This is a genomic window from Pseudarthrobacter sp. Pseusp20 (assembly GCF_059492155.1).
This window is the reverse complement of sequence record NZ_CP168521.1, coordinates 1,098,762-1,121,832: the sequence shown is the minus strand read 5'-3', so window position 1 is coordinate 1,121,832 and position 23,071 is coordinate 1,098,762. Positions and strand designations below refer to the sequence as shown.

General features: G+C 67.1%; 23 protein-coding genes. 11 read left to right on the top strand and 12 right to left on the bottom strand.

Translation table 11 applies throughout. The features are described from left to right. Positions 1-41: 41 nt before the first annotated feature. The gene (locus tag ACEN9K_RS05345) at positions 42-743 is read right to left on the bottom strand and encodes an iron-dependent transcriptional repressor DtxR (protein WP_018769550.1); all 702 of its coding nucleotides are present in this window, start codon (positions 741-743) and stop codon (positions 42-44) included. A 293-nt stretch (positions 744-1,036) separates the two neighbouring features. Here ACEN9K_RS05345 and serC point away from each other — a divergent pair, with 293 nt between their 5' ends. Beyond that, on the top strand, positions 1,037-2,167 hold the full coding sequence (serC, locus tag ACEN9K_RS05340; RefSeq protein ID WP_056389141.1) for a phosphoserine transaminase: 1,131 nt from the start codon (positions 1,037-1,039) through the stop codon (positions 2,165-2,167). 79 nt (positions 2,168-2,246) lie between these two features. Here serC and ACEN9K_RS05335 read toward each other — a convergent pair whose 3' ends face one another. Together ACEN9K_RS05335 and ACEN9K_RS05330 are read right to left on the bottom strand one after the other, a co-directional pair. Then, positions 2,247-2,795 (bottom strand): DUF3027 domain-containing protein, encoded by a 549-nt coding sequence (locus tag ACEN9K_RS05335; protein ID WP_144601287.1) that lies wholly within the window; start codon positions 2,793-2,795, stop codon positions 2,247-2,249. Positions 2,796-2,802: 7 nt separating this feature from the next. Beyond that, positions 2,803-3,186, bottom strand: a complete 384-nt coding sequence (locus tag ACEN9K_RS05330) for a cold-shock protein (protein WP_018762148.1) — start codon at positions 3,184-3,186, stop codon at positions 2,803-2,805. Between the two features lie 226 nt (positions 3,187-3,412). On the opposite strand from ACEN9K_RS05330, the gene ACEN9K_RS05325 reads away from it, so the two are divergent. The 3 genes from ACEN9K_RS05325 to ACEN9K_RS05315 are packed head-to-tail and all read left to right on the top strand — an operon-like array spanning position 3,413 to position 7,790. Continuing rightward, on the top strand, positions 3,413-3,646 hold the full coding sequence (locus ACEN9K_RS05325) for a hypothetical protein (protein WP_056389147.1): 234 nt from the start codon (positions 3,413-3,415) through the stop codon (positions 3,644-3,646). A 10-nt stretch (positions 3,647-3,656) separates the two neighbouring features. Beyond that, the gene (locus ACEN9K_RS05320; protein WP_495635315.1) at positions 3,657-6,131 is read left to right on the top strand and encodes a helicase-associated domain-containing protein; all 2,475 of its coding nucleotides are present in this window, start codon (positions 3,657-3,659) and stop codon (positions 6,129-6,131) included. Positions 6,132-6,143: 12 nt separating this feature from the next. Further along, complete coding sequence (locus ACEN9K_RS05315) at positions 6,144-7,790, top strand: DNA repair helicase XPB (RefSeq protein WP_134165646.1); 1,647 nt, start codon at positions 6,144-6,146, stop codon at positions 7,788-7,790. Between the two features lie 19 nt (positions 7,791-7,809). Here the strand turns inward: ACEN9K_RS05315 and ACEN9K_RS05310 are convergent, their stop codons facing one another. Together ACEN9K_RS05310 and ACEN9K_RS05305 are read right to left on the bottom strand one after the other, a co-directional pair. Beyond that, a complete protein-coding gene (locus tag ACEN9K_RS05310; protein WP_495635314.1) occupies positions 7,810-8,679 on the bottom strand; it encodes an FHA domain-containing protein in 870 nt (289 codons plus the stop codon). A gap of 5 nt (positions 8,680-8,684) precedes the next feature. Further along, the gene (locus ACEN9K_RS05305) at positions 8,685-8,942 is read right to left on the bottom strand and encodes a hypothetical protein (protein WP_134165648.1); all 258 of its coding nucleotides are present in this window, start codon (positions 8,940-8,942) and stop codon (positions 8,685-8,687) included. Between the two features lie 245 nt (positions 8,943-9,187). Here ACEN9K_RS05305 and ACEN9K_RS05300 point away from each other — a divergent pair, with 245 nt between their 5' ends. The 4 genes from ACEN9K_RS05300 (at position 9,188) to ACEN9K_RS05285 (ending at position 12,380) form a co-directional block, all read left to right on the top strand. After that, complete coding sequence (locus tag ACEN9K_RS05300; protein WP_026265813.1) at positions 9,188-9,688, top strand: DUF427 domain-containing protein; 501 nt, start codon at positions 9,188-9,190, stop codon at positions 9,686-9,688. Between the two features lie 73 nt (positions 9,689-9,761). Continuing rightward, positions 9,762-10,472: a response regulator transcription factor gene (locus ACEN9K_RS05295; RefSeq protein WP_018769540.1), complete on the top strand. Its 711-nt coding sequence runs from the start codon at positions 9,762-9,764 to the stop codon at positions 10,470-10,472. Between the two features lie 2 nt (positions 10,473-10,474). Then, complete coding sequence (locus tag ACEN9K_RS05290; RefSeq protein ID WP_268002622.1) at positions 10,475-11,986, top strand: sensor histidine kinase; 1,512 nt, start codon at positions 10,475-10,477, stop codon at positions 11,984-11,986. A gap of 106 nt (positions 11,987-12,092) precedes the next feature. Then, positions 12,093-12,380, top strand: a complete 288-nt coding sequence (locus ACEN9K_RS05285; RefSeq protein ID WP_268002621.1) for a WXG100 family type VII secretion target — start codon at positions 12,093-12,095, stop codon at positions 12,378-12,380. A gap of 25 nt (positions 12,381-12,405) precedes the next feature. On the opposite strand, the gene ACEN9K_RS05280 is transcribed toward ACEN9K_RS05285, so the two are convergent. Further along, entirely contained in the window at positions 12,406-13,527 is a 1,122-nt protein-coding gene (locus ACEN9K_RS05280; protein WP_268002620.1) for a ribonuclease HI family protein, read from the bottom strand. A gap of 293 nt (positions 13,528-13,820) precedes the next feature. Between ACEN9K_RS05280 and ACEN9K_RS05275 the strand changes: the two genes are divergently transcribed. Then, positions 13,821-15,131, top strand: coding sequence for an ABC transporter substrate-binding protein (locus tag ACEN9K_RS05275; protein ID WP_495635313.1), 1,311 nt, complete (start codon positions 13,821-13,823; stop codon positions 15,129-15,131). 150 nt (positions 15,132-15,281) lie between these two features. Here ACEN9K_RS05275 and groL read toward each other — a convergent pair whose 3' ends face one another. The 5 genes from groL to ACEN9K_RS05250 form a co-directional block, all read right to left on the bottom strand. Further along, positions 15,282-16,916 (bottom strand): chaperonin GroEL, encoded by a 1,635-nt coding sequence (gene groL, locus ACEN9K_RS05270; RefSeq protein ID WP_018769535.1) that lies wholly within the window; start codon positions 16,914-16,916, stop codon positions 15,282-15,284. A gap of 290 nt (positions 16,917-17,206) precedes the next feature. Then, positions 17,207-18,523: an ABC transporter substrate-binding protein gene (locus tag ACEN9K_RS05265; RefSeq protein ID WP_495635312.1), complete on the bottom strand. Its 1,317-nt coding sequence runs from the start codon at positions 18,521-18,523 to the stop codon at positions 17,207-17,209. Beyond that, on the bottom strand, positions 18,520-18,726 hold the full coding sequence (locus ACEN9K_RS05260; protein WP_134165653.1) for a cold-shock protein: 207 nt from the start codon (positions 18,724-18,726) through the stop codon (positions 18,520-18,522). The genes ACEN9K_RS05265 and ACEN9K_RS05260 overlap by 4 nt, the downstream gene beginning before the upstream one ends. 53 nt (positions 18,727-18,779) lie before the next feature. Then, positions 18,780-19,418, bottom strand: a complete 639-nt coding sequence (locus ACEN9K_RS05255) for a LytR C-terminal domain-containing protein (protein ID WP_495635311.1) — start codon at positions 19,416-19,418, stop codon at positions 18,780-18,782. Between the two features lie 51 nt (positions 19,419-19,469). Beyond that, the gene (locus tag ACEN9K_RS05250; RefSeq protein ID WP_018769531.1) at positions 19,470-19,799 is read right to left on the bottom strand and encodes a DUF3263 domain-containing protein; all 330 of its coding nucleotides are present in this window, start codon (positions 19,797-19,799) and stop codon (positions 19,470-19,472) included. 140 nt (positions 19,800-19,939) lie between these two features. On the opposite strand from ACEN9K_RS05250, the gene ACEN9K_RS05245 reads away from it, so the two are divergent. Further along, positions 19,940-20,710, top strand: coding sequence for a uracil-DNA glycosylase (locus ACEN9K_RS05245; protein ID WP_056389170.1), 771 nt, complete (start codon positions 19,940-19,942; stop codon positions 20,708-20,710). Positions 20,711-20,724: 14 nt separating this feature from the next. Beyond that, positions 20,725-21,564 (top strand): siderophore-interacting protein, encoded by an 840-nt coding sequence (locus tag ACEN9K_RS05240; protein ID WP_495635310.1) that lies wholly within the window; start codon positions 20,725-20,727, stop codon positions 21,562-21,564. Here ACEN9K_RS05240 and ACEN9K_RS05235 read toward each other — a convergent pair. Beyond that, a complete protein-coding gene (locus tag ACEN9K_RS05235; RefSeq protein WP_018769528.1) occupies positions 21,561-23,048 on the bottom strand; it encodes a threonine/serine exporter family protein in 1,488 nt (495 codons plus the stop codon). The two genes, ACEN9K_RS05240 and ACEN9K_RS05235, sit on opposite strands and share 4 nt — an antisense overlap. Between the last annotated feature and the right edge of the window lie 23 nt (positions 23,049-23,071).

Here is a 23,071-nt window from a genome sequence, read left to right as displayed (position 1 = left end):
CCTTTGCGTGGTTGCCCCTCCGTGGGGTATGGGCGCCCCGATCAGGGCTGGCTGATGGCCACGAAGACGTGGGCGGCAACCTCGGGCGGCAGCTCCAATGCGCCTTCGATTCCGGGGACCCGCACGGAGATGTATTCGCCCACGCGTTCCAGCGCCACGGCGGCACCCGGCCGGATACCGCCCTCGTCCAGCTGCGCCAGCAGTTCCGGTTCCACCTGGATCGGCTCTGCCAGGCGGCTGATGGTCACTCCGGAGGCGGGCCCGTAATTCTTCATCGCTTCCACCAGGCTGATGGCGCCGTCGGCAAAGCCGGGCCCCGCCTGGCCGCCCAGCGCCGCAAGGCCAGGGATGGGGTTGCCGTACGGCGACTCGGTGGGGTGGTCCAGCATCTCGTAGATGCGGCGCTCAACGCGCTCGCTCATGACATGTTCCCAGCGGCAGGCTTCGTCGTGGACGTAGGCCCAGTCCAGGCCAATGACGTCTGCCAGCAGGCGTTCGGCCAGCCGGTGCTTGCGCATGACCTCCGTGGCGCGCTTGCGGCCCGTGTCCGTGAGTTCCAGGTGCCGGTCGCCGGACACGACCACCAGCCCGTCCCGCTCCATGCGGCCGATGGTCTGGGAAACGGTGGGACCGGAGTGGCGCAGACGCTCGGCGATACGGGCCCGAAGGGCAACGATGTTTTCTTCCTCAAGCTCCAGAATGGTCCTGAGGTACATCTCCGTAGTGTCGATCAGATCCGTCATCCAGCTCAGCTCCTCGAGCGCAGTACCTTGCGTTGTCCCACCGTATCGCCTCTTCGCGCAAAGTAGTCCGGGGGAAAGCTTAGCCTATTTTGACTTTGTCCGAATAGCCGCGCCCCGAGGGGCTGCGCGGGGACGGCACGTCTCACTGTCCGGACTATGACGGGCCTGGCTCCCGCCCCCGGCGGCGGTTCAGGCAGAATGGGAATGGCCCGCAGCGCAGCCACCGGCGCTGCCGGCCACCGACCGCCCGCCCTTCCGGACCAAACTTTTGTCCCCGCCGAATTGGAGCACCTGTGAGCGACACCAGCATCACGATCCCCGCCGACCTCCTGCCCCAGGACGGGCGGTTCGGAGCCGGCCCGTCAAAGGTCCGGCAGGAGCAGATCGACGCGCTGGCAGCAGCTTCCAAGACGATCCTTGGCACATCGCACCGGCAGGCCCCGGTCAAGAACCTGGTCGGAGCGGTCCGTGAAGGGCTGAGCCAGTTCTTCCGCGCCCCGGAGGGCTACGAGGTGGTCCTCGGCGTCGGCGGCTCCACGGCTTTCTGGGACATCGCGAGCTTCGGCCTCGTGGAGAAGAAGGCCCAGCACCTGTCCTTCGGTGAGTTCGGGTCCAAGTTCGCCGCCGCCACCAACAAGGCGCCCTTCCTGGAAGCCTCCTCCATCATCAAGTCCGAGCCCGGCACCCGGCCCGCAGCCAAGGCCGAGGCCGGCGTGGACGTCTACGCCTGGCCGCAGAACGAGACCTCCACCGGCGTCGCCGCCCCCGTCAAGCGGGTAGCCGGAGCCGACGAGGGATCACTGGTCCTCGTGGACGCCACGTCGGCGGCCGGCGGATTGGACGTGGACGTTGCCGAGAGCGATGTCTACTACTTCGCCCCGCAGAAGAACTTTGCCTCCGACGGCGGCCTCTGGCTTGGCCTGTTCTCCCCCGCAGCGCTGGAACGCGCCGCGCGCATCAAGGCCAGCGGCCGCTGGATCCCGGATTTCCTGGACCTGCAGACCGCCATCGATAACTCCCGCCTGAACCAGACCTACAACACCCCGTCGCTGTCCACGCTGGTGACGCTGAATGCCCAGGTCCAGTGGCTGAACTCCAACGGCGGCCTGGACTTCGCGGCTGCACGGACGGCCGATTCAGCCGGCCGCATCTACAGCTGGGCGGAAGCGTCCGGCTTCGCCACCCCGTTCGTGGCCAAGCCCGAGGAACGCTCCAACGTGATCGCCACGATCGACTTCGACGAATCGATTGATGCCGCCACCGTGGCCAAGGTCCTGCGCGCCAACGGCATCGTGGACACCGAGCCTTACCGGAAGCTGGGCCGCAACCAGCTGCGCATCGCCACCTTCGTGGCCATCGAGCCCAGCGACGTCTCCGCCCTGCTGGCCAGCATCGACTACGTGGTGGGCGAGCTGCGCAAGTAACCCGAGCTGCGCAAGTAACCACAGTTAAAGCACGACGGCGCCGCCCGGGTTTCCCCCGGACGGCGCCGTTTGTTTGTGGTCAGGAAGTCCTTGTTTCGGCGTCAGGCTCCGCGCCGTCGTCGGCCGGCCCTTCATCCCCGGGTTCCCGCTCCGCTGCCCGAAGCCCATCCGGGGTCCCCTGCCCGGGCTCCTGCTGTTCCGGTTCCTGCTGTTCCGGCTCCTGCTGCTGTTCGTCCTCGGGACGGACGCGTTCGGCCCACGGCACCCACTCCGGGGCCAGGACGGAGTCCCCGGACGGCAGCAGGCCCAACTCGTTGACCGTGACCACCTTGGAGCGCGAGTTACGGGTCAGTACCGCATACCACTGCCAGCCCACATAGCCGGGCAGCCGGGATTCGAACAGGTGCGTGACCAGCCGGTCGCCCTCGCTCTTGGCTGCCAGGTGCGGCCCGATGGTGCCGGCCGGGGTGATGCCCTCCACTGCAGCCCGGGCGGTGTCCACCGCCGCGGCCAGGAAAGCATCGGGCTTGCCCGTGCGCCACACGGGCACGCCTGCCTTGCGCTTGGGCTGGGTCTTGGCAGCCTGCTCCTGCACTGGCGTGCCCGGCTGATCAGGTTGGGGGTCCATGGGCAGCCTAAACGTCCAGCTCGTCGGCAACCTTACGCAGGGCGGCAGCAATGGCCTTGCCCTTGTTGCCGTCCGGGTACTTGCCCTTGGACAAGGTTCCGGACAGGTTGTCCAGGACGGTCACCAGGTCCTGAACCAGCGGGGCGAGGTCCTTCGCGCTGGGGCGCTTGGCCTTGGCGATGGACGGGGTCTTGTCCAGCACCCGCAAGCCCAGGGCCTGGGCGCCCTTGCGGCCGTCCGCAACCCCGAACTCCACCCGGGTGCCCGCTTTCAGTTCCGTCACGCCCTCGGGCAGCGACGACTTGGGCAGGAAGACCTCCTGGCCGTCTTCGCCCGCGAGGAACCCAAAGCCCTTGTCCTTGTCATACCACTTGACCTTGCCGGTAGGCACGTAATCAACCTTCTTCGTTCTGCTGTCATGAGACACGGCCGGCTGCCACCGCGTCCGCATTGTTGTGCGGGTTCAAGGTATGGCCAGCGCAAACCGTGTTGGTCTGTATCCTTCAAGGTTATCCTGCCGCGTGCCCTAATCACGCTTCCGGCCGCCCCGTTCCGCCCCGGGCGCAAGCTCCCGGTGCTTTCACTTGCGGCGCTGCTGCCGCTGTAGCGTTACGTCCATGACTCCCTTGCGTTACCGGCGGCCGCTGATGGTCCTCGCCGCTGTTATGGCCGTGCTTTCCCTCATTGCTGTGGGAACTGTGATGGCGCTTGCCTTCGCCGACACGGTCGCCCCCGCCTGGGTCACCTACTCGGCCCTTTACGGCCTGCCGGCGGCCTTCATCCTGATGCTCCTGGTGGTCCTGGACGGCGTTGCCGCCCGGCGGCGGGCGGGGAAGCGGGAGCCGCGGTAACGTTGGACTGATGTCCCTCATTCGAGCGCTCGGCAAGGACCTGGAGGCGCGCAGCGACGACTCGTTGCGCGTGTTGTTCGCCGCGCGGCCGGACCTCATTTCCCCTTCTGTTCCGGACTTCGCCGCGCTTGCGGCGCGTGCCAGTTCACGGGTCAGCGTCCAGCGTGCGCTGGAGCGCCTCACCCGGCCACAGATGCAGGTGCTTGAGACCCTCCATCTGTGCACCAACACGGACACCGGGCACAGCGCCTCGGCGGACGGCCTGCACCAGTTGATCCGGGGTTCATCCCTGGCCGTCATTGAACAGATCATGGACACCCTGCAGGAACTCGCTTTGGCGCATCCTGCGGTCCCCCCGCATGGCGCCCCTGCCCAGGCTTCCGGGCACCACTACTACCTCCCTGTCGGCTCCCTCAAGGATGTGGTGGGAATCTATCCCGCCGGGCTGGGCCGCAGCTACACGGAGCTGGTCCGCCTGCAGCCGGCCTTCGCCCAGCGGGTTGTCCAGCTGGTCTCCGAACTGCACCGCGGTGGATTCGCGATCCACGATGCCAGCACGCCCATGGAGGCGGCGCTGGCGCTCCAGCACTGGACCTCCTCCCCCGAGGCACTGCGGGACATCCTCGCCAACGCCCCGGAACGGACGACGGCGTTGCTCGCCAGGTTCCGCAACTGGGCCATGGGTGCCGTTCCCCAGGCGCAACGGAAAGCGTCGGTCACCACGGAGGGTGCCGACGTCGGGCCCGTGGACTGGCTCCTTGCGCGCGGGCTGCTGGTTCCGCTGGATGCCGCCCACGTGGAGTTGCCGCACAGCGTGGGGCTGGCCCTGCGCGGCGGGGCGATCATCGACGACTTCACCCTGTCCCCGCCGGTCCCGGAGCTTGGCCGGACCACCGCGGCGCTGCGCAGGAATGCAGCGCTCAGCGCCATCTCGGAAACCCTGCGGCTGGTCTCCGAACTGCTGCATGCCGTCAGGGAGAACCCGCTGGCCACGCTGCGCAGCGGAGGCGTGGGGATACGCGAGATGCGCCGCCTGTCCGACCAGCTGCGCGTCGACCAGGGCGTGACGGGCCGGCTGCTGGAGCTGTGCGGCCTGGCGGGCCTGATCCGCCTCGACGTCGACTCGTCCTCATGGGTGCAGCCGCCGCAGCTGGAATGGCTGGTACTGCCGAGGCAGGAACAATGGCTGTGGCTGGTCAACGCCTGGCTGGCCAGCGAGCGCGTGCCGTCGATGGTGGGCCAGCCCATGAACACGGCAGCGGCAGCACCATCCCGGGGACCGTCAGGAGCCACCATCCCGGCGTTGTCCGCCGGTGCGCAGCGGCCTGACGCCCCGGTGGTCCGCAAGCGCATCCTGGAGATCCTGCACGAACTCACGGTCGAAGCTGCAGGACCGGACGGCACCGTGCCCGTGCTGGATGCCGCCGCGGTCCTGCAGCGTGCGGAATGGTCCCAGCCGCGGATGGCCCGGCGGTTCAGTTCCCTCATCCGGGGAGTCCTCGCCGAGGCGGAGATGCTGGGCCTGGTGGGCTCAGGTGCGCTGAGCCAACTCGGAAGCGCGTTCGCCGAAGACCAGCCCGATGCTGCCCTTGCCATCCTTGGCGAGCACCTGCCGGCAGCCCTGAACCATGTGCTGTTGCAGGCAGACCTGACCGCCGTTGCGCCCGGCTACCTCGCTCCCGCCCTGACCGAAAAGCTCCTGGTCATGGCGGACGCCGAGGGGCAGGGCCCGGCCACCATCTACCGCTTCTCGGCGACGTCCATCAAACGGGCACTCGATGAGGGCTACGACGCCGCAGGCCTGCTGGCGTTTCTCCGGGAACACTCCGCCACCGCTGTCCCGCAGCCGCTGGAGTACCTGGTGGAGGACACGGCCTCCCGGCACGGCCAGCTCCGGGTGGGCCAGGCCGCAAGCTTTGTCCAGAGCGATGATGAAGCCGCACTCCGCGAGTTGCTGGCGGGGCCCAAAGCGGCGCAGCTCGGCCTGGCCCGCCTTTCCCCCACGGTCCTCACGTCGTCGGCACCGCCCCGCGAACTCGCCGCCGCACTTCGGAGCCTGGGCCTGTCCCCTTCTGTGGACGGCGTCGAACCCGCCGCCCACGTCCGCCGGTCTTCCGTACCGCAGGAAAGCCTGCGTCCCGTCTACACCGCCCCGCGGATGGCGCCCGCGGCGGAGGAGGTTGACGCCCAGCTGGACGTCCTGCGGCGGCCGGGCCCCGCCGTCGGACACCACCCCGGTACCGCCGCCGGCGGCGAGGCAGCAACCCAGCTGGGGCTTGAGGCACTGCAACGGGCCATCCGGCTGAAGCAGCGGATCCACATGAACGTGGTGGACAATCTGGGGAATGCAAGCCTGGAAATTGTTGTTCCGCTTTCTGTGAGCGGGGGCCGGGTCCGCGTGTTCGATCCTGCCAAGGACACCGAGCGGGTCCTGTCCGTCCATCGCATCATCGACATTGAGGCCGCAGAGGAACTGCGCCAGTAAAGGATTCCCCGCGTGACCGACGGACCCCTGATCGTCCAAAGCGATAAAACCATCCTCCTCGAGGTGGACCATGAGCTGGCCACCGAGGCCCGGCACGCCATTGCGCCGTTCGCCGAACTGGAGCGGGCGCCCGAGCACATGCACAGCTACCGTCTGACCCCGTTGGGGCTGTGGAACGCCCGGGCCGCCGGGCTGGATGCGGAGAAGGTGCTGGATGCGCTGCTGAAGTACTCGCGTTTCCCGGTTCCGCATTCGCTGCTGATCGACGTCGAGGAGACCATGTCCCGGTATGGACGCCTCCGCCTCGAAAAGGACCCGCGCCACGGACTGGTCATGCGGACCGATGACTACCCCGTGCTGGAGGAAGTGATCCGGGCCAAAAAGATCGCACCGCTGCTGGGTCCAAGGATCGATGGCGAGACGGTGGTGGTGCATGCCTCCCAGCGTGGGCAGCTCAAGCAGCTGCTGCTGAAACTCGGCTGGCCGGCGGAGGACCTGGCCGGTTACGTGGACGGCACGCCGCACCTGATCTCCCTCAACGAGGACGGGTGGAAACTGCGGCCCTACCAGCGCCTGGCCAGCGAAAACTTCTGGGCGGGCGGCAGCGGGGTGGTGGTGCTGCCCTGCGGCGCCGGCAAAACCCTGGTGGGGGCCGCGGCCATGGCCACCGGTTCCACCACCACACTGATCCTGGTCACCAACACCGTGGCAGCCCGGCAGTGGAAGGACGAACTGCTCAGGCGCACCTCCCTTACAGAGGAGGAAGTGGGCGAATACTCCGGCGCCCTGAAAGAGGTCCGGCCGGTGACCATCGCCACCTACCAGGTGCTCACCACCAAGCGCGGCGGCATCTACCCCCACCTGGAACTGGTGGACGGCCACGACTGGGGACTCATCATCTACGACGAGGTCCATCTCCTGCCCGCACCGATCTTCAGGATGACGGCCGACCTGCAGGCCCGCCGCCGCCTTGGGCTGACCGCCACCCTGGTCCGGGAGGACGGGCGCGAGGGCGAGGTGTTCAGCCTGATCGGACCCAAGCGGTATGACGCACCCTGGAAGGACATCGAGTCCCAGGGCTACATCGCGCCGGCCGACTGCGTGGAGGTCCGCGTCGACCTGCCAAAGGACGAACGCGTGGCCTACGCCATGGCCGACGACGCGGACAAATACCGGCTGTGCGCCACCTCCGAATCCAAGACACAGGTGGTGGAGCAGCTGGTGGCGCTGCACGCCGGCGAGCAGCTGCTGGTGATAGGCCAGTACATTGACCAGCTGGACGATCTGGGCGAGCGGCTGCAGGCACCGGTGATCAAGGGCGATACCTCCGTCAAGGTACGGCAGAAGCTCTTTGACGCGTTCCGCGCCGGGGAGCTGCAGACCCTTGTGGTGTCCAAGGTGGCCAACTTCTCCATCGACCTGCCGGAGGCCTCGGTGGCCATCCAGGTCTCAGGCTCCTTCGGCTCGCGGCAGGAGGAGGCGCAAAGGCTGGGCCGGCTGCTGCGGCCCAAGAAGGACGGCAGGGCGGCCCGCTTCTACTCACTCGTGGCACGGGACACCCTGGACCAGGAGTTCGCTGCCAGGCGCCAACGGTTCCTGGCCGAGCAGGGGTATGCCTACCGGATCATGGACGCCAAGGACGTGCACGCCGCGGACTGACCCGCAGCGTGCACGCCGTTCACTTCACGCCCTCGGAACTGTCGCGCTCCATGGTGCCCGTTCTGGGATCGAACTGCGGGCGTTCGTAGGCCAGTTCCCCGCCGCTGCGGCCGCCGTAGGGACGGCCGTGGTCCGCAAATTCCTCCCGGAAGAAGGCCAGGCACCATTGCCCCATCTGGATCCTTGCCCCGGTCCGCAGGACGGATGGTCCCGTCCGGGAGACGCTGCCGCTGACGGGACCGTTCGGTACCAGGACGTATTCATCCTGCCCGTCGTGCCTGATTTCGGCGTGCAGCTCCGCCAGGCCCTCGAGCCGGACGTCCGCGCCTGCGCCGCTCCCTATCGTTGTAACGTCTGCCGTGAGGGCCACCTCCCGCGGAATCTGCCCGGTCCAGGTGGCGGCGTCCTGGACAAAGATCAGCCGCGGCCGGCCACCGCCCCTGGCGTAGTGGGTGGTGGTGATGCGGCGGGTGATCTTCCGCTGGACAGTGGGCACCAGCGGCAAGGGAGTCGACGGCGGCAGCAGCCGCATTCCTTTGGGCCTCCGCCTGCCCTGGCGGACCAACGGCAGCAGGGAGCCGAGTTTGCCGAGCTTGATGTGGGGGGAACGCGTGACCAGCCGCTGGGAGGCAGGGCTGGCCACGTTGCCCAGGCTGAGGATGTTTCCGCCGGGGCCGGCCACGGTGATGCTCACCCCCTTGCGGGCCAGCAGCTCCGCCAGCGGTTTGATCTCCTCCAGGGAGGGCAGCCCGCCGCCGGTCAACGGCGCCAGGCCTTCCAGGGACACTGTTACCTCGGTGCCGGCGGCCCTGGCGCTGCCCGAGGTGACGGCACCGGACTCGTCCGTGTAGGAGAAGTCCAGATCAACGTCCAGACGGTACTGGGGCATGTCCGTCAGCCGCGGTTCGCGTCCGACCCGGCGGCATCCCTGTCGCTGGTGGTGACGCGCAGGCTGCCGTTGAGCTTCCATGTGGCGCGCGGCGCGTCCGGGCCGATGTCGCGTGGAACTTCAATGGTCATATCGACGAACTGGTAGTTGATCGCAGCACCCTTGCCGGTGAGATAGGACCACATCTCCTCGGCAAGGTCTGCCCAATCCCGGATGCTGCGTTCGTTTACAGCTGCGTTTTCAGAAGCACTCAGGTCAGTCATGATGGTCTATCCCCTTCGATGGGCCAGGAACTATCGGGTTACTACCGTTGTTGGCGCGGGACCACCAGGGACGGGACGAGGCGGCAGCCGGTGATCCGTTGGAACGCTGGTGCCGGGCTTGACCGCCCGGCAAGCATCACTGTATTCCCGGCCGCAGGGCGGGGGAAGATGCCGGACGCGGAACGTTCTTGCCGTGAATTGGGTTCCCTGGTGCGTAACAGCGGTCTGCGACGCACACTGGAAGCATGAGTCCACGAATCATTCCCGTCGTGCCCGGGCCCGGGCAGGAGTCGGTCTGGGACTATCCCCGGCCGCCGCGGATCGAACCCAGCACGGAACGCATACGCATCGTCCTTGGAGGCGAGGTGATCCTTGACACCACCGACTCGCTGCGCGTTCTTGAGACCAGCCATCCACCGGTGTACTACGTCCGGCAGTCAGCATTCGTCTCCGGCGCGCTGGAGCCTGCTGCCGGCAGCAGCTTCTGCGAGTTCAAGGGCGCGGCCAATTACCTGACGGTGCGCGGCGGGGGTAAGGAGGCGGACGGCGCTGCCTGGTCCTACCCCGAGCCGGCGTCCGGGTTTGAGGCGCTCGCCGGGCGGGTGGCCGTCTACGCCGGGAGGATGGATTTCTGCGAAGTTGACGGGGAACGGGTGCAGGCGCAGCCGGGCCGCTTCTACGGCGGCTGGATCACCAGCCGCGTGGTGGGTCCCTTCAAAGGCGAGCCGGGAACAATGGACTGGTAAGCCCAAGCGGGCCTTCATCATGCTCACAACGAATATCCAGACAACTCCCAGAGACTGGGAGCATGATGGGAACATGAACAAGAACGGTCCAGAAGCCAGGCTGCTCGTCGTCGACGATGAACCCAACATCCGCGAGCTCCTCTCCACGTCATTGCGGTTCGCCGGCTTTGAAGTGGTCTCCGCTGCCAACGGGCGCGATGCCCTCGCCGCGGCCGACACGCACGCCCCTGACCTGGCCGTGCTGGACGTCATGCTGCCTGACATGGACGGCTTCACCGTGACCCGCCGGCTCCGTGCCGCCGGGAAGCACTTCCCGGTCCTCTTCCTGACCGCGAAGGACGACACCGAGGACAAGGTCACCGGCCTCACCGTGGGCGGTGACGACTATGTCACCAAGCCCTTCAGCCTCGACGAAGTGGTGGCCCGGATCCGCGCCGTCCTGCGCCGGACGCAGCCCCTGCTGGACGACGATGCGGTGATCCGCGTTGACGACCTCGAACTCGACGACGACGCCCACGAGGTGCGGCGCGGGGGCACTGTCATCGAGCTCTCCCCCACGGAATTCAAGCTGCTGCGCTACCTCATGCTCAATCCCAACCGGGTGCTGTCCAAATCGCAGATCCTGGACCATGTGTGGGAGTACAACTTCAACGGCGACGCGTCCATCGTGGAGTCCTACATTTCCTACCTTCGGCGGAAAGTGGACATCGACCCGGAGGCGCCGGCCCTGATCCAGACCAAGCGCGGCGTGGGCTACGTGCTCCGGACGGCTGAAAAGCGCTGACCTTGCTGAAGCGGTGGAAGTCGGCCTCGCTCAGGTCGCAGCTGGTGGCCATGATCATGGCCCTGCTGATTGTGGCCCTGACGGTGACCGGAGCGGTCACACTGACGCTGCTGCACAGCTATCTCCAGGGGCAGGTGGACGACAAGCTGAATGCCGCCGTCGACTCTGCCCGGAAACAGCGCTCGTTCACGCAACTGCAGGCGCCCAGCTCCATTCCCACCGACTATTCGCTGATGCTCTTCGCCCCGGGTGAGCAGCCGTACACCTTCGGCGGTGATCCGGACGACCACCCGGACATCAGCGCCATCTCCGTGGAGCAGGCGCAGGCACGCGGGCTGGTTCCCTTCCAGGTCCGTGGAACGGACGGGGAAAACTGGCGGGTGGTGGCAGTGACCGTCCAGAACGGCCAGACCACCGCCGTGGTGGTCATCGGCCTGCCCCTGGAGAGCGTCGACGATGTCCTCAAGCATGCCACCCTGGTGGTCACCGGGGTGGGCCTGTTGACGCTGCTGCTGGCCTCGCTTATTGCCAGCTGGACCGTGTCGAGGTCCTTCCGGCCGCTGGCCCGCGTGGAGAAGACTGCGGCAGCGATTGCCGCCGGTGACCTCTCCCGCCGTGTGGAGGTGGAGAACCCTGCCACCGAGCTGGGCCGGTTGAGCAGCTCGCTGAACGCCATGCTGGCGCACATCGAGACCGCGTTCGCTGCACGGACCGCCTCAGAGGCACGGATGCGCCGCTTCGCCGCCGACGCGTCCCACGAACTGCGCACTCCCCTGGTCACCATCCGCGGGTTCTCCGAACTGTACCGCCACGGCGCCCTGGCGACGGACGAAGACGTGGCCACCGCCATGGGCCGGATCGAAAGCGAAGCCAAGCGCATGGGTTCGATGGTTGAGGACCTGCTCCTGCTGGCACGCCTCGACGAACAGCGGCCGCTGCAGCAGAAGCCCGTGGACCTGCAACTGATTGCGCACGACGCCGTGGTTGACACCCAGGCCAGCGACCGGTCCCGGCTGATCACGCTCACCGGGCTCGACGGCGGACCGGCGGCACCGGCCCCGGTCCTTGGGGATGAGGCCAAGCTGCGCCAGGTGGTGGGCAACCTCGTGGGCAATGCCCTGCGCTATACCCCGGAGGGCAGCCCCATCGAAGTCGCCGTCGGGGTCCGCGGGACCGACGGCGAAGAACGTTCCATCATCGAAGTCCGGGACCATGGGCCGGGTATCTCGGAAGAGGATGCAGCCAAGGTCTTTGAACGCTTTTACCGGGCTGACACGTCCCGGACCAGGGAGACGGGCGGCAGCGGCCTCGGGCTCGCCATCGTGGCGGCCATCGTGGGGTCGCACGGCGGTTCGGTAAGGGTGGAAAAGACCGACGGCGGCGGCGCCACGCTGGTGGTGAGCCTTCCGCGGCGTGAGGATTCCGCCCGCACTGGCGGCGCGGACGGGCAGGAAACCACCGCCCGCAGTGCCGCAGGGGCCAAGGGCAGCGACGGGTCCGTTATCCACATATAGTCCTCCGGCCATGGCTGCCGCCCGGTTCTGCTCCATAGGCTCGTCCCAGCAGCCCGGATCCGCCGGGCGCGGGGGCGCTCCGCCCGCCGTATCGAAAGGCACAGCCATGAGCATTATTTCCGTCGACCCCGAATTACTGCAGCTGAAGTCCGCGAACGTCCAGGCCACCGTGGACCGGATCAGCGCGGACGTGCACGCAATGAAGCGTGGCCTCGACGAACTGCAGGGATCATGGCGCGGTGCAGCGGCCACCAACTTCCAGGCGCTCATCACCGAATGGACCATCACCCAGGGCCGGGTGGAGGCGTCGCTGGCGTCCATCAACGCGGCCCTGGCCTCTGCAGCGGCCACGTATGCCCAGGCGGAGCAGGGAAACACGCAGCGGTTCAGCTAACGCCCGTGTGAGCTGAACGGTTCGCCTAAGCTTCCGGCGTTCCCTGATGGAACCGCAGCCGCCACCGGCCGCCGTCGAGGACCCACAGCGAGCTGCGCAGCGTGGTGCCTGAGCGGGCGAAACTGCGGTAGGTCAGCAGGACCGCGCTGGTGCCGATGCGGTCAGCGCCCAGGATTTCGATATCGGTCCGTTCACCGGGATCCTCTTCGAGGGCCATCATCATGGCGTCCCGGGTCCAGACCCTTCCCGAGCTGCCAATCTCCATGAAGTCCGGGTGCAGCAGGACAGCTGTCCGGCCGATATCCCCCCGCACCAGTGGGCCCAGCAGCTCACGTTCGAGCTCTTCCACCAGCGCCTCAGGCGGGATGGCGCCGGCCTGTTGCGTTGCCTCGGCCATGTCAAGGGCGTCGCTGTCCAGTTCGCTGAACAGGTCAAGTTCATCGAAGGCCGGGAGCGGTTCAGGGGTGGCGCGCGGCCTGCCGGCGCCCGCTGCCGGTGCGCCACCGCCGGCCCCTGGTACCGGGCGCCCAGGAGCAGCGGTCGGGATGTCCAGGGTGGCGGGCGGGAAGCCAATACCGGAGGGCTGCCCGTCGGCGGCATGTCCGGAGCCGGATGGGGTCGCAGCAGGTTGGTGTTCGGCTGCGTGGTGTGCAGCTGCGTGGTGCGCGCCAGGGTGGTGTCCGCCGGGGAACCCGGGCCCGGACCTGGCTGCCACGCCCTGCTGGTACGCCGTTGCCGCGGCCCTGGCCCGTTCGTCCGCAGCCTCGTTCAGCTCATGGCCGGCGTGGCCCTTGACCCACTCAAATGTGTAAACCCGGCCGGCCAGCTCGCGGTCGAGTTCCTTCAACAGTTCCACGTTCAGGACGGGTTTTCCGTCTGCCTTGCGCCAGCCCTTGCGCTTCCAGCCCGGCATCCATTTGGTAATTGAGTTGATCACGTACTGGCTGTCGCAAAGGATGCGCAGGTCCTCACCGGGCAGGTGGGCGGTGGCGCGCAGGAGGTCAAGGACAGCCATCAGCTCACCCTGGTTGTTGGTCCCGTGCGGCCAGCCCCCGGCCCGCCAGCAATCGTCATTCACATACCAGGCCCAGCCGGCCGGACCGGGATTTCCCAAGGCCGAACCATCAGCCGCTGCAGTAATCGTCACCAAACCATCCTGCCAGAAGCCACCGACATTGGACCGACGCCACAGCATCCCAGCCTGGCCGGGCTGCCGCGCCCCTTCCGGCGCCCCCGCAGCGGGCTGTGCGAATGGTCGTAAGCGCAACTTTGACGGCCGAAGCGACAGGGGTTGGGAAAACGCTTACCGAAACTTCTTGACGTGAGCATGCCGGGCGCGACACAATCACTTCATCACTCGAGAAAACGGTTTCTGATCTTCGCCGGTCAGCGCATCACGGCGACCCCGGCGCACAAGGAGCCCATCCGGAAGGAATATCAATGACGATTCCAGTCGTAAGCCGGCGCCGCTTCCAGCTGGGCGCGGCCGCGCTGGCACTCTCCATCCTGGCCACCGGCTGCGGGGCCCCCGGCGGTTCAGGCGACAACGCCCAGGTGACCTTGCGGTTCGCCTGGTGGGGCAATGAATACCTGAACGCACAGACAAACAAGGTCATCGCGGCCTTTGAGGCATCGCACCCGAACATCAAGATCAAAGCGGAGCCGGGAGAATGGTCCAGCTACTGGGACAAGCTGGCAACGAAGACCGCCGCCAACGATGCGCCCGACGTCATCCAGATGGACCAGAAATACATCGCCGAATACGGCGGCCGCGGGGCGCTGATGGACCTGTCCAGGCAAAACGGCATCGATACCTCAAAACTGGACAAGGAAGCGCTTGCGTCGGGCCAGTACGGCGGCGCCCAGTACGGGCTGAGCACAGGCCGGAACGCCTATGTCATCATGGCCAACACGAAAGTGTTCCAGGCAGCGGGAGTGCCCGTGCCGGACGACAAGACCTGGACGTGGAAAGACTTCGTGGACACGGCGGCGAAGATCAGCGCAGCAGGTGACGGGAAGAGTTACGGGGCCGCTTATGGCAGCAACGAAGCCGACCTGATCATCTGGCTGCGCCAGCACGGCGAGAATCTGTACTCAGGGGACGGCAAGCTCGACTTTGAAGCCGCGACTGCAGCGTCCTTCTGGGAACGGATCAAGGAACAGCGCGACTCCAAGGCCAGCCCGGCGGCCACCGTGGCAACCGAGGATGCAGGGGCAGGACTGGAGGAAAGCCTGTTCGGAACAAACCGGGTGGCCATGGCCTGGTGGTGGACCAACCAGCTTGGTTCCCTTGAAGCCACCACCGGCAGCAGCATAAAGATACTGCGGGCCCCCAGCGTCGACGGCGCCTCGGCCGGCAATGGCATGTACTACAAGCCCACCATGTTCTGGTCTGCATCCTCCCGTTCGAAGCATTCCCAGCAGGCCGCGGAGTTCATCAACTACCTCACCAACAGTCCGGAGGCGGGTGCCATCCTGATGACCGACAGGGGCGTCCCCACCAATCCGGACATCGTTTCGGGCATCACCCCGCAGCTTAAGCCGGCTGACACCACCGTGGTTGGATTCCTGAAGGACATAGCCCCGGACATCAAGGACGCACCGCCTGTCCCGCCCGTGGGTGCAGGGAGCGTCCAGAACGTCATCAGGAGGTACACGGATGAAGTGCTGTACGACCGGATGACCCCGCAGGCCGCGGCGGAAGCCTTCAAGAAGGAAGTCCAGGGGATGCTGGATTCGGCCCGGAAGTAACTCCCCTCCCACAGCTCCTTGTCCGGGCGGCCAAGCCGGCACAGGCCGCATCCGTGGCCGGGAACAAAACCTCCGGCACAAAAGTGCGGCCCCCTCGCAAACGAGGGGGCCGCACTTTGCGGTTGGCGGGAGAGGTCCCGGCAGGAGGGCTTAGAAGCCGCCCATGCCTCCCATGCCGCCCATGTCGTCTCCGCCTGCGGGGGCGGCGTTCTTCTCCGGCTTATCAGCCACCACTGCTTCGGTGGTGAGGAAGAGGCCAGCGATGGAAGCCGCGTTCTGCAGGGCAGAGCGGGTTACCTTGACGGGGTCGTTGACGCCGGCAGCCAGCAGGTCGACGTATTCGCCGGTGGCTGCGTTCAGGCCGTGGCCTGCGGGCAGGCCGCGGACCTTGTCCACCACGACGCCCGGCTCGAGGCCGGCGTTGAAGGCGATCTGCTTCAGCGGGGCGTCGATGGCAACGCGGACGATGTTGGCGCCGGTTGCTTCGTCGCCGGAGAGCTGCAGGTTGGCGAATGCCTTGGCACCGGCCTGGATGAGGGCCACGCCGCCACCGGCCACGATGCCTTCTTCAACTGCAGCCTTGGCGTTGCGGACTGCGTCCTCGATGCGGTGCTTGCGCTCCTTGAGCTCAACCTCGGTGGCGGCACCGGCCTTGATGACTGCAACGCCGCCGGCCAGCTTGGCCAGCCGTTCCTGCAGCTTCTCGCGGTCGTAGTCGGAGTCCGAGTTCTCAATCTCGGCGCGGATCTGGGAAACGCGGCCGGCGATCTGGTCGGCGTCGCCGGCACCTTCAACGATGGTGGTCTCGTCCTTGGTGACAACAACCTTGCGGGCCTGGCCCAGGAGCTCCAGGCCGGCGTTCTCCAGCTTGAGTCCAACCTCTTCGGAGATGACCTGGCCACCGGTGAGGACGGCGATGTCGGCCAGCTGGGCCTTGCGGCGGTCGCCGAAGCCCGGAGCCTTGACGGCGACGGACTTGAAGGTGCCACGGATCTTGTTGACGATCAGGGTGGCCAGGGCCTCGCCCTCGATGTCCTCGGCAATGATCAGCAGCGGCTTGTTGGACTGCATGACCTTTTCCAGGACAGCAACCAGTTCCTTGACGTTGGAGATCTTGGAGTTGACGATCAGGATGTACGGATCCTCAAGGACCGTTTCCTGGCGCTCGGCGTCCGTGACGAAGTAGGCGGAGATGTAGCCCTTGTCGAAGCGCATGCCTTCGGTGAGCTCGAGCTCCAGGCCGAAGGTGTTGGACTCCTCGACCGTGATAACGCCTTCCTTGCCCACCTTGTCCAGGGCTTCGGCGATGAGGGCACCGATTTCGTCGTCACCGGCGGAGATGGAGGCGGTGGCCGCGATCTCTTCCTTGGTTTCGATTTCCTTGGCGGAAGCCAGGAGTTCGCGGGTGACAGCCTCGACGGCCTTCTCGATGCCGCGCTTGAGGGACAGCGGGTCGGCGCCGGCGGCAACGTTGCGCAGGCCTTCCTTGACCAGGGCCTGGGCCAGGACGGTGGCCGTGGTGGTGCCGTCACCGGCAACATCGTCGGTCTTCTTGGCAACTTCCTTGACCAGCTCAGCGCCGATCTTCTCGTAAGGATCGTCCAGCTCGATCTCCTTGGCGATGGAAACACCATCGTTGGTGATCGTGGGGGCGCCCCACTTCTTTTCGAGGACGACGTTGCGTCCACGCGGGCCGAGGGTGACCTTAACGGCGTCGGCGAGGGTGTTCAGGCCACGCTCAAGGCCGCGGCGTGCCTCTTCATCAAATGCAATGATCTTGGCCATAACGGCAGTAGTCCTTTCGGGACAGTCGTTAAGAATGAACCTTCGCTGCAGTGCCCGCGACGGACGATCCTTTGACGGCGGCCTCTGTATGCCTCCGGGAGGGGATCTCACTGAAGTGAGGTGTTTCTTTCGCTCCTCGTCCGGTGCCCCGCGCCGCCGGCCGGAACCAGGCTTTGCTTTAGCAGTCGGTACGTCAGAGTGCTAACTCAATAATTAGCACTCCCCAGGTGAGAGTGCAAGCGAAAAGACGCCGGACGGGCGGGTAGGGGCAGCGGCTTCGCCCAGGGCGATCAGCTTGAATGTCCGGCCGTCTCCCGGCCGGTGGGGGTGGGGTTGTTCTCGGGACCGTAGGTGAATACGGAGAAAACGGCGGTGGTGATATCCCCGTTGGAGTCGAAGGCAACCGGTCCTGACTCGCCGTCGTAATTGATGTCCGGATTGGCAGCAAGGCCGCCCAGGCACTCCTTGTACGTCAGGCACGGGGCGGGCGGGGCCGTTGCCCCCGGGGCAGGCGTCCCCGCGGAGGGCATCCCCTGGGATGTGGTCCTGCCCGATGCGGCGCCACCCGAAACCGGAACCAGGTTGGCGGCGATGGAGCGTCCGGCATCGTCCTGGGCCCTTGCCGCCGCCAGGGCCGCCAGGGTCACGGCGTCGTAGGTTTCAGCAGCATACGAGACGTCCTTCAGGGAAGGATCAACGGCCAGGAGCTTTCCCTGGAAGGCGGCGGTGGGCAGTTGGCCCGGGACGACGGCGCGGGCGCCGTCCAGGGCCCGGGAGGGGAGCCCTGATCCGTAGCGGGCAAAGGCGCCATCGCTGAGGAGAATTTTTGAACCCCTGAGGCCGGAGTTGTTCAGCTCGGCCAACGCGCCCTGCGCCCCTTCCCGGGCAACCAGGACCACGGCGTCAGGGCTGGCCTTGGCTGCGGAGCGTGCGGCTTCGGCGGCGGCGCCGGGCTTGAAGGCGGCTCCGGGCAGGACCGTCAGGCCGGACTGTTGCGCGGCTTTCGTGACGGCAGCCGACAGGTCCTTGCCGTAGGCACCTTCCTGGTACACCACGGTGATGCTGGCGGCCCCGGCGTCCTTGGCGAGTTTGGCCAGCACAGGACCTTGCGCGACGTCGGCCGCGGCCGTGCGGAAGTAGTAGCCTCCGCTGGCGATCCCGGAGAGGGCGGCAGCGGTGTTGGCCGGCGAGATGAGGGGTATGCGTGCGTGGGACAGGATGTCCACGGCGGCGGCCGCGTGGCTGGAATCGGTGGGTCCAATGACCACGTCCGCCTTGGCGGCCACCAGGTCCTTGGCCTGGCCTGCGGCTTCCTGGTCCGGATGCGCCGGCAGCAGCTCCACCGGCCGGCCTTTGTGTCCGCCGGCGGCGTTGATTTCCTGGATGGCCAGCTTGGCGGCCGCCAGCTGGGGCGCATTAAGGAAGGCATTGCCGCCGGTGTTGTCCAGGATCAGGCCCACCCGGAGGACGCCATCGCCGGAGGCTTCGACCGGGTCCACCCTGGCGTTGCCGCCGGCGCCCGAACATGCTGTGACCGCGAGGACTGCCCCCAGGGAAACGGCCAGCGCCGCTCGGCCGCGGACCGGGGAACGGTAAAACGGCGTCACTGGGCGGGCCGGACGTTTTCTGCCTGGGGACCTTTTTCGCCCTCCCCGACTTCCAGCTGCACCCTCTGCCCCTCATCCAGTGCGCGGTAGCCCTCCCCCTGGATCGCGGACCAGTGGACAAAAACGTCATCACCGGAGCCGTCAACGGTGATGAAGCCATAGCCCTTTTCAGCGTTGAACCATTTGACGGTTCCCAGTGCCATGATGAACAACTCTTTCCGTTGGGGTTATGCAGCCGTGGGCGGAGCGGGTGCGGCTAGCGGTATCCGGGGCCAAGCACCACCACGAGCGGCACCTGGAATTCGGTGCTGTTCACCACGGTGGGGATGTTGAGCAGCCCGGCAAGCGCCTGTGCGTTTGCCAGTTGCTGGGGGCCGGAGTAGAAGATCACGGAGGATTTTTGCGGGGCGCCGGACCAGTTGCCTACCTGGCCGAGGCGCCATCCGTCCGCCTGGACGGTTCCGGCCACCCGGCTGGCCAGCCCTGCCGTGCCTGCCGCGTTGTAAACCGCCACTGCCTGCGTCCTGTCGACGGCTGCCTCCCGGGTGGCGGAAGGTGTGGCCTGGGGCTCCCGGTCACTGCTTTGGGTTGGTTCAGACGAAGCAGACGGAGACGGCGAAGCAGGAGGCGCGGATGCCTGCGTGGCCGATGGGGTGGTTCCGGTTCCGGCCAGCGGAGCTGACTCCACGCTCGCCGATGCCTGGCTCGCGGTGGCGCTGAATCCCAGCTTGGGAAGGATCAGGAAGGACACCAGCCCTATGGCAAGGGCCGCCATTCCCACTACCAGGATGGGCCACAGCCGCACCCGGGACGGGGCCGAGGCCGTCCGGTGGACACCTTGTCGCGACGCGGCCTCCGGGACCTTGTCGAATTCATCGCGGGCGTATCTGGTCATGGTGGAAGGACATCCTTGTTGATTGCGGCTGTTGGCCCGGCCTGGGGGTTGTTAAGCGTCGGATCCCAGGCGCCGGGCAGTGCGCGCACGGTGGCGCGACGTACGTAGTCTACGCAATCTCTTCACCAGCATGGGATCGTGTGCCAGCGCATCCTCGCGGTCGATCAGTGCGTTCAGGAGCTGGTAGTAATGGGTCGCGGAGAGGTCAAAGAGGTCGCGGATGGCCTGCTCCTTGGCCCCTGCGTACTTCCACCATTGCCGTTCCAGGGCCAGCATCTGCTGTTCGCGCTCGGAGAGGGAGGACTCACGGAGGGTGAAATCCGCCAAAAGGGACTTCCGTGGATCCTGCTCCGGCAGGTGTTCCCGGGCCGGTTCCGCCACGGCACACTCCTTCGCTGGTTACGGTAAATGTCTTACCCCCATGCTACCGGTCGAATAACACGGGTGTCATTCGCGCCCCGCGCCTGCACCGGCCCGGTGCCGCGGGCGGGCGTCCCCCGATGGCCTGCAAGAATGGAACGATGTTTGAATCGGATGCGCTGTTCGAGCTGCAGCAGGACCCGGCGGACGGCACCCGCTTCGCTGACCTGGCTGACCTGCCCCTGGCGGAGCTCATGGCGCCGGACTGGGCCGCGGCCCTGCAGGGAGTGGAGGGCAAGCTCCGGTCGGTCCTGGCCTTCCTGGCTGCCGAAGAGGCGGCCGGGCACCAACTCCTGCCGCCGCCGTCGAACGTCCTGCGCGCCTTCCGCCAGCCGCTCGCCGGCGTCAAGGTCCTCATCGTGGGCCAGGACCCCTACCCCACCCCGGGGCACGCAGTCGGGCTGTCGTTTTCCGTCGATGCCCGCACGCGCCCCCTCCCCCGCAGCCTGGTGAACATCTACCGCGAACTCGAATCGGACCTCGGCATTCCGCCGCGCGTCCATGGCGACCTGTCGGCATGGACGGAGCAGGGCGTGCTGCTCCTGAACCGGGTACTCACGGTCAGGGCAGGATCTGCTGGGTCCCACCGGGGCAAAGGCTGGGAGGACATTACGACGGCGGCCGTCACCGCCCTGGCATGCCGCCGGGCCGCGGATGGGTCCAGGATGCCTTTGGTGGCGGTGTTGTGGGGCAAGGAGGCGGAGGGCCTCCAGCCGCTGCTGGCAGGCGCCCCCGCCGTCATCAGCCCGCACCCCAGCCCGCTGTCCGCCTCCCGCGGGTTCTTTGGCTCCAGGCCATTCAGCCGGGTGAACCAACTGTTGCGCGAACAGGGTGCAACGGCCGTAACCTGGGAACTCCCGCCGTCACCCTAGCTTAGGCTTGCCTTATGAGCACCGTCCCCGCCGCCACCAGCGCCACGAAGAAGAGCCGCCCCCAGGTCACCCTGACCGTGCTGCGCAAGGAACAGCTGTCCCCGCACATGGTCCGGATCGTGGCCGGCGGGGAGGGCTTCAGCGACTTCGCCAACAACGGCTTCGTGGACCGGTACGTGAAGATCGTTTTCCCGCAGCCCGGGGTTGACTACCCCTCCCCGCTGGACCTGTGGGCCGTCCGGGAAACCATGCCGCGCGAGCAGTGGCCGTTCACCCGCACCTATACGCTGCGCTGGGTGGATCCGGAGGCGAGCGAACTCGCCATCGACTTCGTGGTCCACGGCGACGAGGGCCTGGCGGGTCCATGGGCGGCAGGGGCACAGCCGGGCGAGACACTGACCTTCACCGGACCCGGCGGCGCCTACAACCCCAACCCCGAGGCCGACTGGTACCTGTTCGCCGGTGATGAGGCAGCGCTTCCTGCCATCGCCGCATGCATCGAGGCCCTGCCCGCGGAGGCAACCGGGCTTGCCTTCCTGGAGGTAGGTTCCGAGGCCGACATCCAGCCTGTTTCCGCCCCTGCCGGGCTGGAGATTACCTGGCTGGCCCGCAACGGCACACCGGCAGGTGCCAGCGACCTGCTGGTCAGGGCGGTGGCGGAGGCCGAATGGCCCACCGGCACCGTGGATGCGTTTGCACATGGCGAACGCGGCTATATGAAGGCCCTCCGCGAAATCTTCTTCAAGCAGCGCGGCCTGGACCGCCGGCAGGTGTCCCTCTCCGGTTACTGGGCGCAGGGCCGCGTGGAGGACGTCTTCCAGGCCGAGAAAAAGCTCCCGGTCGGCCAGATCTAGCGGCGGCGCGCCCGGCGCCGCTCGTTGCTTGCCAGGCTGCGGGTCAGGGGCCGGGCCAGCACGTCGCCCAGGACGATCCCGCCGGCCGTTCCCAGCACGATGGCACCGGCGCTGAGCATTCCTCCGGCGCCGGCCAGGATCTCGGACTCCTCAACGGTGAGGACGTACATGGACCGGAATATCGTGAGGCCGGGCAGCAGGATCAGGGCTGCGGGAACTGCCACCACCAGCTGCGGCGCACCCATCCGCAGCGCCACCACCCGTGCCAGCAGGCCAATGACGACGGCGGCCATGGCAGGGGCGAAACGGTCCCCGATGCCCAGCAGGCCGCAGCCCAGCAGCACCAGGTAGCCCGCCACGCCTACGGCTGCGGTTGGCAGCAGGAGCTTCCAGGTGGTCTGTTCCGTAATGCCGATGGCCATCACGGCGGCGGCTACGAAGATGATGAGGACCCACAGATCGTAGGCGGGCGGGAAGGTCTGGGTAACGTCGATGCGCTGCAGCCCGGTCAGCTCCCCCACCACGAAGGCAACAGCGATCCCTGCCACGATGGCGCCGAACGTCAGCAGCGTGGACAGGAACCGTCCGGCCGCCGTCACCGGGAAGCCGTTGATGGCATCCTGCACGGAGGACACCAGGCGCCCGGTGGGAAGGAGCAGCAGGATGCCGCCCACCACCACGATGGACGGCGATGCGGTGAGCCCGAACTGCCAGAGCAGCAGCGCCAGCATGGTGACCACGAAAGAGCAGCTGGCGGTGATGAAGAAGTCCGGTACGCGCCAGCGTCCCAGCTGCCGGGCCAGCAGGCTGATGCCGATATTGGCCACGAAAGCAACTGCCGAGGACACCGGACCGCCGCCCAGCACGCCAACGAACACGGCGGCGAAGATGCCGAAGGCGGCCGTGACCATCCAGCGCGGATAGGGTTTCGGGCTGGTGATGGCCTCGTTCAGCCGGCGGATCGCCTCATCCCGGCCCACGCCGCCGGCCACGATGTCCGTGACCAGTTGGTGCACCTTGGCCAGGCCCGCATAGTTGTTGGTCCAGGAGCGCACCACGCGCAGCAGGGCGATCGGCGTCTGGTCCTTGGGTGCGTAGTTGATACCCACGGACTGGTTGGTGATGTCCACCTCGATGTTTTTCAGCCCCAGGGCCGCGGTGACGGCAATGATGCTGGTTTCCACCTCCAGGGCGCCGGCGCCATACCGGAACATGGTCTCGGCCAGGTGCAGGGCGAAATCCAGGGTCTTCCGGGCGGAGGTGTCCACGCCACCCACCTGGATGGTGGGGTTGGCGTAGGGACTCCCCGCCAGCCGGTCCACGATGCTCAACGGGGCGGTTGGTGGATTCTCGCCCTGCACCAGGCGGCGCAGCATCCTCTTGGCGGCAGCGTCCTGCCGAAGCTGCGCAGGGGTCAGCGGTTCAGTCTTGGGCAGGCCGTCAGTCTTTGGCCTGTGCCCTGGCCGTTCGTGCCGTTCGGTCATGCCCGCTTCCTCCCTGTACGCGG

What these genes read in the sequence shown, in the direction of transcription:
- ACEN9K_RS05345 (WP_018769550.1), bottom strand. Translation starts at nt 743, where the DNA reads ATGACGGATCTGATCGACACTACGGAGATGTACCTCAGGACCATTCTG.
- ACEN9K_RS05335 (WP_144601287.1), bottom strand. Translation starts at nt 2,795, where the DNA reads ATGGACCCCCAACCTGATCAGCCGGGCACGCCAGTGCAGGAGCAGGCT.
- ACEN9K_RS05325 (WP_056389147.1), top strand. Translation starts at nt 3,413, where the DNA reads ATGACTCCCTTGCGTTACCGGCGGCCGCTGATGGTCCTCGCCGCTGTT.
- ACEN9K_RS05320 (WP_495635315.1), top strand. Translation starts at nt 3,657, where the DNA reads ATGTCCCTCATTCGAGCGCTCGGCAAGGACCTGGAGGCGCGCAGCGAC.
- ACEN9K_RS05310 (WP_495635314.1), bottom strand. Translation starts at nt 8,679, where the DNA reads ATGCCCCAGTACCGTCTGGACGTTGATCTGGACTTCTCCTACACGGAC.
- ACEN9K_RS05305 (WP_134165648.1), bottom strand. Translation starts at nt 8,942, where the DNA reads ATGACTGACCTGAGTGCTTCTGAAAACGCAGCTGTAAACGAACGCAGC.
- ACEN9K_RS05300 (WP_026265813.1), top strand. Translation starts at nt 9,188, where the DNA reads ATGAGTCCACGAATCATTCCCGTCGTGCCCGGGCCCGGGCAGGAGTCG.
- ACEN9K_RS05295 (WP_018769540.1), top strand. Translation starts at nt 9,762, where the DNA reads ATGAACAAGAACGGTCCAGAAGCCAGGCTGCTCGTCGTCGACGATGAA.
- ACEN9K_RS05285 (WP_268002621.1), top strand. Translation starts at nt 12,093, where the DNA reads ATGAGCATTATTTCCGTCGACCCCGAATTACTGCAGCTGAAGTCCGCG.
- ACEN9K_RS05275 (WP_495635313.1), top strand. Translation starts at nt 13,821, where the DNA reads ATGACGATTCCAGTCGTAAGCCGGCGCCGCTTCCAGCTGGGCGCGGCC.
- groL (WP_018769535.1), bottom strand. Translation starts at nt 16,916, where the DNA reads ATGGCCAAGATCATTGCATTTGATGAAGAGGCACGCCGCGGCCTTGAG.
- ACEN9K_RS05260 (WP_134165653.1), bottom strand. Translation starts at nt 18,726, where the DNA reads ATGGCACTGGGAACCGTCAAATGGTTCAACGCTGAAAAGGGCTATGGC.
- ACEN9K_RS05255 (WP_495635311.1), bottom strand. Translation starts at nt 19,418, where the DNA reads ATGACCAGATACGCCCGCGATGAATTCGACAAGGTCCCGGAGGCCGCG.
- ACEN9K_RS05245 (WP_056389170.1), top strand. Translation starts at nt 19,940, where the DNA reads ATGTTTGAATCGGATGCGCTGTTCGAGCTGCAGCAGGACCCGGCGGAC.
- ACEN9K_RS05240 (WP_495635310.1), top strand. Translation starts at nt 20,725, where the DNA reads ATGAGCACCGTCCCCGCCGCCACCAGCGCCACGAAGAAGAGCCGCCCC.
- ACEN9K_RS05235 (WP_018769528.1), bottom strand. Translation starts at nt 23,048, where the DNA reads ATGACCGAACGGCACGAACGGCCAGGGCACAGGCCAAAGACTGACGGC.